An 11,469-nucleotide genomic window follows, 5' to 3' on the forward strand; every position below is an offset into this window, starting at 1 on the left:
ATTGAAAAGAGATAATATTAAATTATCTCAATACTATCTCCCACTCTAACTTTTCCACCTTTTAAAACCACTGTAAATATACCCTCTCTAGGCATAATACAATCTCCTACACTATGGTATATTGCACAGTGTGAATGACACTCCTTCCCTATTTGTGTCACCTCTAAAACTATCTCTTCTCCTATTTTCAACTTAGTCCCAACAGGCAATTTTGCACAATCTATTCCATCTACAATAATATTCTCTCCAAAATCTCCATCTACAACAGATCCACCTCTAGATTTAAACTCATCTATCTTCTGTTTTGAGATCAAACTAACCTGTCTATGCCAATTCCCAGCATGAGCATCTCCCTCTAGACCAAAATTCTCTATTAAAACTCCCTCGTTAACACTCTTTTTCTGAGTTCCCTTCTTCTCACTTGTACAAACTGCTACTATCTTTGCCACTCTCTTATCCTCCAATCTCATTCATATATCTCTTATCTGCTCTCTTATTTTCAACTTTCTCTCTCATACTATGTTTTTCTGGCTTGTTATTTATAGCCTCTACTATCTTAGTTTTTATAAACTCATTATCATATCCCGATCTCAAAAGTTCTTTTAAATTTATCCCACTATTAAGATGTAAACAGAGTTTTAAAAATCCCTCTGCTGTCACCCTCACTCTATTACACTGCTCACAAAATCCGTGAGATATCGGGGTAATAAAACCAACACAACCTTGCCCAAACTCTGTCTTGTAATAGATAGCTGGTCCTGAACCTATCCTCTCATCAAAATAGATCAATTTTCTCTCTTTCTCTATAATTTCCTTCACTTCATCATTTGAAATAGGACGATACTCTTTTCCCATTCCAATTGGCATCAGTTCAATAAATCTTACATCTATGGGATATCTCTCTGTAAGTCTTACAAAATCCATAATCTCACTATCATTTTTTCCTCTTATTAAGACTACATTCAGTTTAATCCTTTTGAAGTTTAGCTCCAATGCTTTTTTTATAGAATTTAGAACTTTTGATAACTCTCCCCCTGTGATCTCCCTATATAGCCCTTCTTTTAATGTATCAAGGCTTATGTTCAAACTATATATCTTTTTGGATCTTAAGAATTCTAACTCCTCTTCCAAGCTTATTCCATTAGTAGTCAAACTGATCTCATCTATTGTATCTATACTATCTATCCCTTGAATTATCTCTCTAAAATTCTTTCTTACAAGAGGTTCTCCCCCTGTGATACGAACTTTTTTTACACCCAATTCAGAAAAGATCTCTACAACTCTTTTTATCTCTTCTACACTCAAAATCTCATCTTTAGGTAAAAAAACTATATCTTTATCTCCCATACAGTATTTACATCTCAAATTACATCTATCTGTAATTGACACTCTTAAATATTCGATATCTCTACCTAATCTATCTCTCATCTTCCTCAACTCACTCTCTATGCCTTTAATATACCATATTTATCATAATATTTCTATTAAAAAGTTGACATATCTCGTAAACTAGATTATGCTAATATATATGAATATATGATAGAGGTGATCTAATTGGGATTTACTAATGATATTGTAGTGGTTAGAGGTGGAGGAGATATCGCCACTGGTACAATTCACAAGCTTTTTAGAGCTGGGTTTAAAGTTCTAATTTTAGAGATAGAAAAACCTTCAGCTATCAGAAGAGAGGTGGCTTTTTGTGAAGCTATATATAGAAAAAAGATGGTGATTGAAGAGGTCACTGCTAAACTCTGTTCATCTATAGAGGAGATAGAGAGATGTTGGCTCAATAATGAAATCCCCATTCTAGTAGATCCAAATGGAGATATAATCAAAAAAATTAAACCATTAGTTGTAGTTGATGCTATCTTGGCTAAAAAAAATTGTGGTACTAATAGGGAGATGGCTCCTATTACAATTGGATTAGGACCTGGATTCACTGCTGGTTTAGATGTAGATGTAGTTGTAGAGAGTATGAGAGGACACGATCTAGGAAGGTTGATATTTGAGGGAAAAGCTATGGAAAATACAGGAGTTCCTGGTATAATAGCTGGAATAGGAAGAGAGAGGGTAATATATAGTCCCTGCTCTGGTATTATAAAAAATATCTGTTCAATTGGTGACATAGTAAAAAAAGGGGATACTATAGCTACTATTGATGGAAATAATATAAAAGCTACTATTGATGGTGTACTACGTGGATTGATTAGAGATGGTTATAAAGTATCTGAAAAATTTAAAATTGCTGATATTGATCCAAGACTTGAGGAGCAGAAAAATTGTTTTACAATCTCTGATAAAGCTAGAGCTATTGGTGGTGCTGTATTGGAAGCTATACTTTATTTAAAGATAAAAAAGGGATTATAAGGAGAGAGTATGGAGTTAACTATATTGAAAAAAATAGAGGAAAACCTATCTCAAGGCAAGAGAACTGCCCTAGTTACTATTACAGAGGCAACAGGCTCTACCCCGAGAAAGAGTGGTACAATTATGGGTGTCTTTGAAGATGAAATAGTTGGAACTATTGGTGGTGGAAAGATAGAGAGTGTTGTAATAGATAGAGCTAGAGAGCTTTTAAAAACAGGTGATAGCGAGAGTTTTGAATATAATCTAACCACTACAGATGAGTTGAAGATGAACTGTGGTGGAATGATGAAGGGGTATATTAAGATCTTTTCTCCCTTTCCAAAAATATTGATCTGTGGTGCTGGACATGTAGGACAAAAACTCTTTAAAATAGCTCAACATTTGGAATTTGATCTAAAAATAATAGATGATAGAGAGGAATTGAAAAAAGATATTCCAGAACTTACTCTAGGAAGTTTTCAAGAGCTATTGACAAAGGAAAAAATAGATGGTAATACATATATTGTAATAGTTACAAGGGGTCATCTACTAGATGAAGAGGTGTTTAACCTTGTCAAAAACAGAGGAGCAAAGTATATAGGTATCATTGGAAGTAGAAGAAAAGTCACAACTTTAAAAGAAAAGCTTGAAAAAATCGGAGAAATAAGAGATAATATATTCGCTCCTATTGGTTTAAAACTATCAAATGGAACACCAGAGGAGATTGCTATTGAAATCTTGGCGGAGATTTTAAAAATAAAAAATGGTGGAGATCTAGTTCATAGAACTATGTTTCACAATAAATATATTTTAGGAGGAAAAAATGAATAAAGTAATTCACACAGAAAAAGCACCAGCAGCTTTAGGACCATACTCACAAGCTATCGAAGCTAACGGAATGTTATTTGTATCAGGACAAATCCCATTTGTTCCAGAAACAATGACTCTAGTTTCAGAAGATGTTAAAGAGCAAACTAGACAATCTTTAGAAAACGTAAAAGCTATCGTTGAAGCAGCAGGATACTCAATGAAAGATGTAGTTAAAGCTGGAGTATTCATTAAAGATATGAACGATTTCGCTGCTATAAACGAAGTATACAACGAATACCTTGGAGATGTTAAACCTGCAAGAGCTTGTGTAGAAGTAGCAAGACTTCCAAAAGATGTAAAAGTTGAGATCGAAGTTATAGCTGTTAAGTAATTTTGATATTTTTTTAGAGGACAACTGTTTAGTTGTCCTTTTTTTTGTCTAAAATAATTGCATTAAATTATAAATATGATATAATTATAGTATATATAACTATAATTTATAAAAAAGGAGAGCTTATGAAATTAATATCTTGGAATGTAAATGGATTAAGAGCCTGTGTTGGAAAAGGTTTTTTAGATTATTTTAATGAGCAGAAAGCTGATATATTTTGTTTACAAGAGACTAAACTACAAGAGGGACAGATAGATTTAGAATTAGAGGGTTACCACCAATATTGGAACTATGCTGAAAAGAAGGGGTACTCTGGAACAGCTATATTCACAAAGGAGAAACCTCTTTCAGTTCAATATGGATTGGGAATTGAGGAGCATGATAAAGAGGGGAGAGTGATAACTTTAGAGTTTGACAAATTCTATATGATCACAGTTTATACTCCTAACTCTCAAGAGAAATTAGCAAGACTTGAATACAGAATGAAGTGGGAAGATGACTTCAAAAACTACCTTCTAGAATTAGACAAGAAAAAGCCTGTAATTGTCTGTGGAGATCTAAATGTTGCACACAACGAGATCGACCTTAAAAATCCAAAAACAAATAGAAAAAATGCTGGATTCTCAGATGAGGAGAGAGAAAAGATGACTACTCTACTAAATAGTGGATTTGTGGATAGTTTTAGATATTTCTATCCTGATAGAGCTGAGATATATTCGTGGTGGTCATATAGATTCAGTGCTAGAGCTAAAAATGCTGGTTGGAGAATAGATTACTTTTTAGTATCTGACAGAATAAAAGAAAATATGAATGGAGCTGATATACATACTACAATATTAGGATCTGACCATTGTCCAGTGGTTCTTGATATTAGCTTATAATTTTATTGGGAAGGTGTAATAATTGACGTTAGAAGAGATAAGAGAGGCTATTAAGGGGAGTAAAAAACTTCCTAAATGTGTAGCTGTATACAATAAACTATTTAAATTAATAAATGATGGAGAATTTGATGAGGATAATAGACTACCCACTGAACCAGATCTTGCTAAGATAATGGGAGTTAGTAGAATGACATTGAGACAAGCTCTAGCTCTATTACAAGAAGATGGGGTAATCAGAAATATACATGGAAAGGGTAACTTTATCACTCAAAAACAAAATAGATATGACAAGGGTTTAGAACGTTTGGAGCACCCTGTCTATACATCTCTTGATAGTGAGATTGACGAGGTTGAAATAGAGTTTAGGATTGAGCCACCTAGTGACTACACTACAAAAATTTTAAAGAGAAAATCTCCTGTTGTTATTTTTATAGATAGATGGTACAAATACAAAGGAGAGTGTCTTGCTTATACTCTTTCATTTCTTCCAATAGAAACGGTGACTGAGGAGAAAATAGATCTCAATGACAAAAATTCACTACTTGAATTTTTAGAGAAAACAGCATATCAAAAAGCTAAACATTCAACTTTGAATGTAAATTTCTCCACTGCTGGCAATTTTACCTCTATGAAATATACTATTGCCAAGAGCAGAAAATGTTGGTTGATTGAGGAAAAATTATTTATAAAATCTAATACCCCTTTTGTTCATCACAAGCATTATATTCCTATGGAAAATGGACATATTAATATAGAAAGAAAATAGATGTTGCAACACCTGCAACATCTATTTTTTTATTTATATAGATTTACCCAAATTTGTAATACTGATACCATTACTATTCCTGTGATAAAGAATAGAGTTACACTTCTATATCTTGCCAATAGCATATTTATAAGCTTTGCTATAAGTACAAGTCCCAATACTACTCCCACTCCAAAAGCAGTCAACGGAATGATATATAGATTTGTCACTATCTCACCTATTGAAGAGTAACTTGTAATATTTATTAGGTTTGAGAAAAACTTATTGATAAATCCCAATATATTATAGTACTCACCTAACATAAGAAGTAACAGTGAACCTGATATTCCAGGAATAATCATAGCTCCTGCTGCCACTCCACCACAGACAAATAGCTTTATTGCATAAGCTGTTGTAACAACAGTTACTAGCTCTCTGCTCCCACCATCTTTTCCAAACTTATAATCAGCATAGACAAAACATAAAGTCAAGATAGTTCCAAGAATAAAAGCAACTATATTCTTTTTAGCTCTCTTGTCTTCCCCTTTTATTATATATGGAATAGAGGGAATAATAAGTAGACTGAATCCTCCAGCTGTCAATCTTGGATAATTTGTAAAACAAAACTCTATTATCCTAGCAAATAACACTACACCAACAACAGCACCTACTCCTATTTGAAGCAAGAACTTAGCATACTCTATCTTCTTCTTGGTAGGAGCAGTAGGAAAATTCCCTATTGCCTCTGTCAATCTATCATATACTCCCAAAATAACTGCCAAAGTTCCACCTGAAACTCCTGGCATAATATTAGCTATTCCTATTATAATTCCTTTTAGAAAAAGTTGTATCATCATCTCTCCTTAATCTTTTAACTCTTTAAATCCATCTATTACTACATCTAATCTTCCAGTCTCTGGATCCATAATCAGTCCGTGAATTGCTACGTTACTAGGCATAAGAGGGTGCTCCTTTACCTTTGCCACACTCTCTCTCACTGATTCCTCTACACAATCAAATCCGTGTAACCATTTCTTTACCTTTATTCCAGCACGTAAAAGTGTATCTAATGTCTTTAACTCTACACCTTTCTCAATCATCTTTTTGATTATTTTGTCTGTATCCATACTACTTACACCACAATCATAGTGACCTACTATAAATATCTCCTTTATATCAAACTCATAAACACATATTAGTAGACTTCTCATAGCACTTCCAAAAGGGTGTATAATTGTTCCACCAGCATTTTTTATAAGCTTGGCATCTCCATTTCTTAAGTTTAGAGCCTTTGGTAGTAGCTCTGTAAGTCTTGTATCCATACAAGATAGTATTGCTATCTTTTTATCTGGATATTTAGTTGTATTGTATTTTTCATACTCTTTATTTTCAACAAACTCTCTATTAAATTGTAAAATCTCTTCTAAATTGTTTCTTCCCATGATGCTAAATCCCCCTTACAAAATAATTAAAATACTGATAAAAATGCGTCAGGAATCTTACTTGTAAATGATAAAACCTCTTTTGTGATAGGGTGTACAAATACTATTGTATGTGCATGTAATCCCAATCTTCTAATAGGATTTTTTGTAGATCCGTATTTTTTATCCCCAACTACACTATGTCCTAAATCTTGCATATGTACACGGATCTGATTTTTTCTACCTGTTTCAATGTTAACCTCTAATAGAGAGAAGTTTTTATTTCTCTTTAATACTTTGTAATGAGATATCGCTTTTTTACCCTCTTCCTCATTAGTTGTTGAATAAGTTACCATTGCCTTATTTTCAGCTAGATAAGAGATGATTGTATCTCTATCTTTCTTTACATTTCCCTCTACAAGAGCCACATATGTTCTCTCCTTTACAGAGTCATTCCAAGTAGTTTGTAGTATATCTTGAGCCTTTTCAGATTTTGCAAATATCATCACTCCTGATGTATCTCTATCTAAACGGTGTACTACAAATATCTTATCTTTTGGATCTTTCTCTTTTAAGTAGTTCTTTAGGATATTGTAAGCTGTCTTTTCTCTCTCATTTTTTGTAGCTACTGACAATATCCCTCTCTCTTTTTCTACTACTAATATATCCTTATCTTCAAATACGATAGAAACTCCATCTAAGTTGTGCTTAGTTATTCTAGTTTTTCCAATACTTACAATTTGCCCAGCTTTTAGCGGTGCATTGTATTGTGATACAACCTTCTCATCTACCATTACTCTCCTTTGAGTAAGTAGAGATTTTATGCTATTACGACTATTCTCTGGCATCTTTTCCATCAAAAATTTCATCAATTCATTATCTTTATCAACTTTAAAACTTGTATTGTGTTTTGACATTCCCTTTTCTCCCTTCTTTTTAATTTGTCTTCAATTAAAAATCCAATTTTTAATTATTTCCTTTAGATTATAGCATACAAATATCTAATTTTACATATTTTTTTGCTTATTTTTCTCACCATAAAAAATACACCCTCCATCTTAAATTAAAGACTTCAGGTGTAAAATCTAGCAATCTTTAGAATAGTTGGTATCCTACTACTAATGATACTTGCTCTAAATCATCATTTCCTCTTTTGTCGTGGTCAATCTCTGTCTTTGAGTATAGGATCTCTGCTTGTAATGAAGCAAAATTAACTCCTAGTCCCACTCCATAATACTGTTTTCCCTCTGGTTTTGAATGACTTACATTGTCATATGTCTCTAAAACTGTACCATATTTTACAGTTAGGTATGGTTTTACCAATATTGGTAATGGTGTCCATCTAGCTACTAGATATACAGGAACTGTGCTAATATCTGTTCCACTTGTCTTTCCATTATATGCAATTCCAGCTCCTAAATCAGCAAATATAAAGCTTTGTGTTATCTCTCCACCAATTGTCGGTGCATAGTGTTCAAAAGATTTCTCCTCACTATTGTATGATTTTGCTGGACTTACTGTTCCCACTCTTAAATACCCATCAAAAGCAAAAGTAGAAATTGTTAGTGTAAATAATAATACTCCTAATAGTAATTTTTTCATAAAAACATCTCCTTTATTTATTATACAACCTCAATATTATACCATTTTTCTCCATTTTATGCAAAATTTTTATCTACTAAATTTATATAATATCTTTTAATACATTTTCAAGCCATAATGGTGTGTCATTAGATATCTTTATATATGAAGATGAGAACTTAGCATAACATAATTTATACTTATTGGAATTATCATAAATCTTAGCATAATCAACTAAAGGTAGTATCTCTTTTAAATTTTCAAAAGTCTCTTTATATCTCTTATCTATTACATCAGAAGAGATATTATGTCCACCATTTAATACTCTATTTTTTATTCTCTCTTTTGAAATTTCAGCACTTTCCAAACCAATATAATAGAGATGTAGTGTATATCCTTTCTCTTTTATCTCCTTTATTGCTTTTATGATATTTTTTCCTGTAAGAGTTGTTTCTTGATTGAATGATAGATTCTTCTCTATACAATCATGTCTAATATCTAAAGCTATTCTTCCTGCCCTTATCTGATCCTTTCCACTTCTCCAATCCCCTATCTCTCTTACAATCTCATCAGTATTAATTCTAACTCCCAAATCTAAAGTAGGTATAATTGTATTGTATAGAGTAGATTTACCTGCTCCATTAACTCCAGCAAATATAACAAAATCTGCCATTAGAATACACCTTCTTTTATCAATCTATCTTGAAGTATTTGAGTCTTTAATTCCTCTAATTTCAAGTAGAATATTTTTTCTTCCTCTGTCTTTGCTCCCTCTACCAATTTATTAAAATCATAAGTCGATAAATTAAGAATATATTCAAATAGATTATCTGTATTTTTATCTTCTTTCATAAATTAGTCCTCCTTGTAATTTTATCTTTTTCAATTCGGGATACTACTTGAACAGAGTATATAACTATTATTTTATTTTGTCAATTGTCAGTCCTAAAGTTATTTCGAGAGGTTTTGAAATAGTATATAAAAAAAAAGCCATAAAGGCTTTTTTTTAAGTTATACTTTTAACTTATTTTTCTCTCCTGCATTTTTGAAATTAGGTTTGGGTTCCTATAACTTTTATAAAATAGTACTATATTTTTTGCTAAATGTCAATATCCATCTCTAAAATTTAATTAATTTTGACTCCATATTCTTCTCTTTGTAGAATAAAAAAAGCCTTAAAAAAGGCTTTTACCTCGATTTTTCTTAGGTTTAAGGTTCCTAACTGCTTGACTACCCCACATTTTTGAATCTTAGGTTTGGGGTTCCTAACTTCTTAACTACCTCACATTTTTGAATCTTAGGTTTGAGGTTCCTAACTGCTTGACTACCTCACATTTTTCCTAGGTTCGAGTTCCTATTTTCATAAGTTATACTACATTTTTTACTAAATGTCAATATCTATCTCTAAAATTTTTATAAATAACTCCTTCCCACTTATTAAAACAAAATAATAATTTTTTAAAAACTCTAAATTTTTCCTAGAAATCTCTTTTAAAATTTTATCTTTATTTTCATTATCCTTTAAAACCTTCACTATCTTCTTAAAATAATATTATCAAAAATAAAAAAATATAATACATACCTTCATTAGCAATTTTTTTATCTCTTTTAATTTAATATATTTTTTTGAACATTTTCAATTTTTGTATCATTAGTATTAGAGTTATTTTGATTATTTAAAATATTTTTCAGAAAAGAATATTCTTTTTCCAAATAAGATTTTTCTTCTAATTTTTTATGTTTTTGATTAGATAAGGTAGATATATTTATATTATTTAAAGCTAAAATATTTTTTGCTTTTAAAACTGACATTCCACTTGACTTTTCAAGTGCTTCACTTTCATTAATTATATTTTTTAATTCTTTTTTTAATAGATTTATTTTAGATAATACAAGTAATTTGATTGAACTTTCTTCTTTGATTCTTTCTATTTCTATTTTAGTTTGATTATATGTTTTATAAAGAGTTTCAAATTTATTAATTAAAGATTCTAATTCATTATTTTTAGTTTTTAAATCATCAATTTCTTTATTAAGATTTAAAGCTTCATTCTGCTTATTTATAATTTCATTATATTTATCTAATTCTAATTCTTTTATTAGATCATCAAAAATACTCAGTATAGGAGTTCTATTGGAGTATCTATTGATAAATTTTAAATAATTATCAAATTTTGATTCTACTTTTTTTAATATTTTAGAGTCTTTAAGTATTAAATGTCTATTAGATCTTTCAAATTCTCTTTCTACATATTTTTTTAATATAGGGAATGAGTTTCCAATACTAAAAACAGGGTTTTGGCTATTCTTATTTATAACATAATAAGGACATTTTTCCTCTTTATTATCATAATCTTCTCTAATTTTTTTTAAAGCTTTATCTAGTTGTCTCGACATAGGAATTGCCCAATAAATATCTTTAACAATTCTATCTTTAATTAAAAAAAAGTGCGGTCTATTTGTTGTTTTACTATCTAATAAAAAAGAATCTTTATATTTAGTAAAAAAACTATCTTTGATAATATAAAAGCCATTTTCTTTTAATTCCATAACTTTTTTTATTCTCCTTTTTATAGTATAAAAAAAAGCCATTATAGGCTTTTTTCCCCTATAATCATAGGGCTTTTTATTTTACTATCCTCATTTTTGAACTTAGGTTTGGATTCCTAAAATCTTATCTATCCTCATTTTTGAACTTAGGTTCGGATTCCTAAAATCTTATCTATCCTCATTTTTGAAATTAGGTTTGGATTCCTAGTTTTATTTTACTACCACCAGTGTATACTATTTTTCTTTAAATGTCAATATCTATAATCAAAATTTTGATAAACAATTTCTTTTCCACTTATCAATGAAAAATAATAATTTTTTAAAAACCCTAAATTCTTCCTAGAAATTTCTTTTAAAATTTTATCTTTATTTTCATTGTCTTTTAAAAGTTTTTCTATTTCTCTAAAATAATACACTCTCATCTTTTCATATTTATTTTTTTTTACTTTCCATATAATAAAAGCAAGTGTAAAAATAATACTATTAAAAATTAAAAAAAATATCATCTGTATCTTAGGACTCATAAATACCCCCTTATTTTTCTTTAATTAAAACAGTGTCAAATTATCTATAATCTTTCCAAATTATAAAATCACACTTACTACAATAGAACGAATTAAAATTTTCTTTAATATCTCTGTATTTTTTCTACTATCCCTATTAGTATAAATATAATACATATTCTAGCAATTGTCAATCCTCAAATATTTCTACTCTATCTAAGATAGACAATATTGTAATATA

At 30.2% G+C, this 11,469-nt stretch carries 15 protein-coding genes; 5 read left to right on the forward strand and 10 right to left on the reverse strand.

What is annotated here, in order from left to right; genetic code table 11:
* Window positions 1-17: 17 nt before the first annotated feature.
* Together QZ286_RS01140 and moaA are read right to left on the reverse strand one after the other, a co-directional pair.
* Window positions 18-449 carry an MOSC domain-containing protein gene (locus tag QZ286_RS01140; protein ID WP_291255136.1) on the reverse strand — a complete coding sequence of 144 codons (432 nt, stop codon included), beginning with the start codon at window positions 447-449 and terminating at the stop codon, window positions 18-20.
* 4 nt (window positions 450-453) lie between these two features.
* Window positions 454-1,428 (reverse strand): GTP 3',8-cyclase MoaA, encoded by a 975-nt coding sequence (moaA, locus tag QZ286_RS01145; protein WP_291255137.1) that lies wholly within the window; start codon window positions 1,426-1,428, stop codon window positions 454-456.
* A gap of 126 nt (window positions 1,429-1,554) precedes the next feature.
* Here moaA and yqeB point away from each other — a divergent pair, with 126 nt between their 5' ends.
* The 5 genes from yqeB (at window position 1,555) to QZ286_RS01170 (ending at window position 5,194) form a co-directional block, all read left to right on the forward strand.
* The gene (gene yqeB, locus QZ286_RS01150) at window positions 1,555-2,367 is read left to right on the forward strand and encodes a selenium-dependent molybdenum cofactor biosynthesis protein YqeB (RefSeq protein ID WP_291255138.1); all 813 of its coding nucleotides are present in this window, start codon (window positions 1,555-1,557) and stop codon (window positions 2,365-2,367) included.
* A gap of 9 nt (window positions 2,368-2,376) precedes the next feature.
* Window positions 2,377-3,177, forward strand: a complete 801-nt coding sequence (locus tag QZ286_RS01155) for an XdhC family protein (RefSeq protein ID WP_291255139.1) — start codon at window positions 2,377-2,379, stop codon at window positions 3,175-3,177.
* The gene (locus QZ286_RS01160; protein ID WP_291255140.1) at window positions 3,170-3,547 is read left to right on the forward strand and encodes a RidA family protein; all 378 of its coding nucleotides are present in this window, start codon (window positions 3,170-3,172) and stop codon (window positions 3,545-3,547) included. The genes QZ286_RS01155 and QZ286_RS01160 overlap by 8 nt, the downstream gene beginning before the upstream one ends.
* Before the next feature lie 125 nt (window positions 3,548-3,672).
* The gene (locus tag QZ286_RS01165) at window positions 3,673-4,428 is read left to right on the forward strand and encodes an exodeoxyribonuclease III (protein WP_291255141.1); all 756 of its coding nucleotides are present in this window, start codon (window positions 3,673-3,675) and stop codon (window positions 4,426-4,428) included.
* Window positions 4,429-4,450: 22 nt separating this feature from the next.
* Window positions 4,451-5,194, forward strand: coding sequence for a GntR family transcriptional regulator (locus QZ286_RS01170; protein WP_291255142.1), 744 nt, complete (start codon window positions 4,451-4,453; stop codon window positions 5,192-5,194).
* A gap of 29 nt (window positions 5,195-5,223) precedes the next feature.
* Here the strand turns inward: QZ286_RS01170 and QZ286_RS01175 are convergent, their stop codons facing one another.
* The 8 genes from QZ286_RS01175 to QZ286_RS01210 form a co-directional block, all read right to left on the reverse strand.
* A complete protein-coding gene (locus QZ286_RS01175; protein WP_291255143.1) occupies window positions 5,224-6,027 on the reverse strand; it encodes a DUF368 domain-containing protein in 804 nt (267 codons plus the stop codon).
* A 9-nt stretch (window positions 6,028-6,036) separates the two neighbouring features.
* Complete coding sequence (locus QZ286_RS01180; protein ID WP_291255144.1) at window positions 6,037-6,615, reverse strand: carbonic anhydrase; 579 nt, start codon at window positions 6,613-6,615, stop codon at window positions 6,037-6,039.
* 26 nt (window positions 6,616-6,641) lie between these two features.
* Window positions 6,642-7,511 (reverse strand): RluA family pseudouridine synthase, encoded by an 870-nt coding sequence (locus QZ286_RS01185; RefSeq protein WP_291255145.1) that lies wholly within the window; start codon window positions 7,509-7,511, stop codon window positions 6,642-6,644.
* A gap of 178 nt (window positions 7,512-7,689) precedes the next feature.
* The gene (locus QZ286_RS01190; protein ID WP_291255146.1) at window positions 7,690-8,196 is read right to left on the reverse strand and encodes a hypothetical protein; all 507 of its coding nucleotides are present in this window, start codon (window positions 8,194-8,196) and stop codon (window positions 7,690-7,692) included.
* 82 nt (window positions 8,197-8,278) lie between these two features.
* Complete coding sequence (locus QZ286_RS01195; protein ID WP_291255147.1) at window positions 8,279-8,848, reverse strand: zeta toxin family protein; 570 nt, start codon at window positions 8,846-8,848, stop codon at window positions 8,279-8,281.
* Window positions 8,848-9,027 (reverse strand): GNAT family acetyltransferase, encoded by a 180-nt coding sequence (locus tag QZ286_RS01200; protein WP_291255148.1) that lies wholly within the window; start codon window positions 9,025-9,027, stop codon window positions 8,848-8,850. The genes QZ286_RS01195 and QZ286_RS01200 overlap by 1 nt, the downstream gene beginning before the upstream one ends.
* 756 nt (window positions 9,028-9,783) lie before the next feature.
* Window positions 9,784-10,725, reverse strand: coding sequence for a hypothetical protein (locus tag QZ286_RS01205; protein WP_291255149.1), 942 nt, complete (start codon window positions 10,723-10,725; stop codon window positions 9,784-9,786).
* A 251-nt stretch (window positions 10,726-10,976) separates the two neighbouring features.
* A complete protein-coding gene (locus tag QZ286_RS01210) occupies window positions 10,977-11,249 on the reverse strand; it encodes a hypothetical protein (protein WP_291255150.1) in 273 nt (90 codons plus the stop codon).
* Window positions 11,250-11,469 lie beyond the last annotated feature (220 nt).

Origin of the sequence: Fusobacterium sp., from assembly GCF_019012925.1 — a bacterium.
Taxonomy (GTDB): Bacteria; Fusobacteriota; Fusobacteriia; order Fusobacteriales; family Fusobacteriaceae; genus Fusobacterium_A.

Excerpts from the sequence above, each read along its gene's own strand:
- moaA (WP_291255137.1), bottom strand. The coding sequence starts at position 1,428 with ATGAGAGATAGATTAGGTAGAGATATCGAATATTTAAGAGTGTCAATT.
- QZ286_RS01155 (WP_291255139.1), top strand. The coding sequence starts at position 2,377 with ATGGAGTTAACTATATTGAAAAAAATAGAGGAAAACCTATCTCAAGGC.
- QZ286_RS01160 (WP_291255140.1), top strand. The coding sequence starts at position 3,170 with ATGAATAAAGTAATTCACACAGAAAAAGCACCAGCAGCTTTAGGACCA.
- QZ286_RS01165 (WP_291255141.1), top strand. The coding sequence starts at position 3,673 with ATGAAATTAATATCTTGGAATGTAAATGGATTAAGAGCCTGTGTTGGA.
- QZ286_RS01175 (WP_291255143.1), bottom strand. The coding sequence starts at position 6,027 with ATGATACAACTTTTTCTAAAAGGAATTATAATAGGAATAGCTAATATT.
- QZ286_RS01180 (WP_291255144.1), bottom strand. The coding sequence starts at position 6,615 with ATGGGAAGAAACAATTTAGAAGAGATTTTACAATTTAATAGAGAGTTT.
- QZ286_RS01185 (WP_291255145.1), bottom strand. The coding sequence starts at position 7,511 with ATGTCAAAACACAATACAAGTTTTAAAGTTGATAAAGATAATGAATTG.
- QZ286_RS01190 (WP_291255146.1), bottom strand. The coding sequence starts at position 8,196 with ATGAAAAAATTACTATTAGGAGTATTATTATTTACACTAACAATTTCT.
- QZ286_RS01195 (WP_291255147.1), bottom strand. The coding sequence starts at position 8,848 with ATGGCAGATTTTGTTATATTTGCTGGAGTTAATGGAGCAGGTAAATCT.
- QZ286_RS01200 (WP_291255148.1), bottom strand. The coding sequence starts at position 9,027 with ATGAAAGAAGATAAAAATACAGATAATCTATTTGAATATATTCTTAAT.
- QZ286_RS01205 (WP_291255149.1), bottom strand. The coding sequence starts at position 10,725 with ATGGAATTAAAAGAAAATGGCTTTTATATTATCAAAGATAGTTTTTTT.
- QZ286_RS01210 (WP_291255150.1), bottom strand. The coding sequence starts at position 11,249 with ATGAGTCCTAAGATACAGATGATATTTTTTTTAATTTTTAATAGTATT.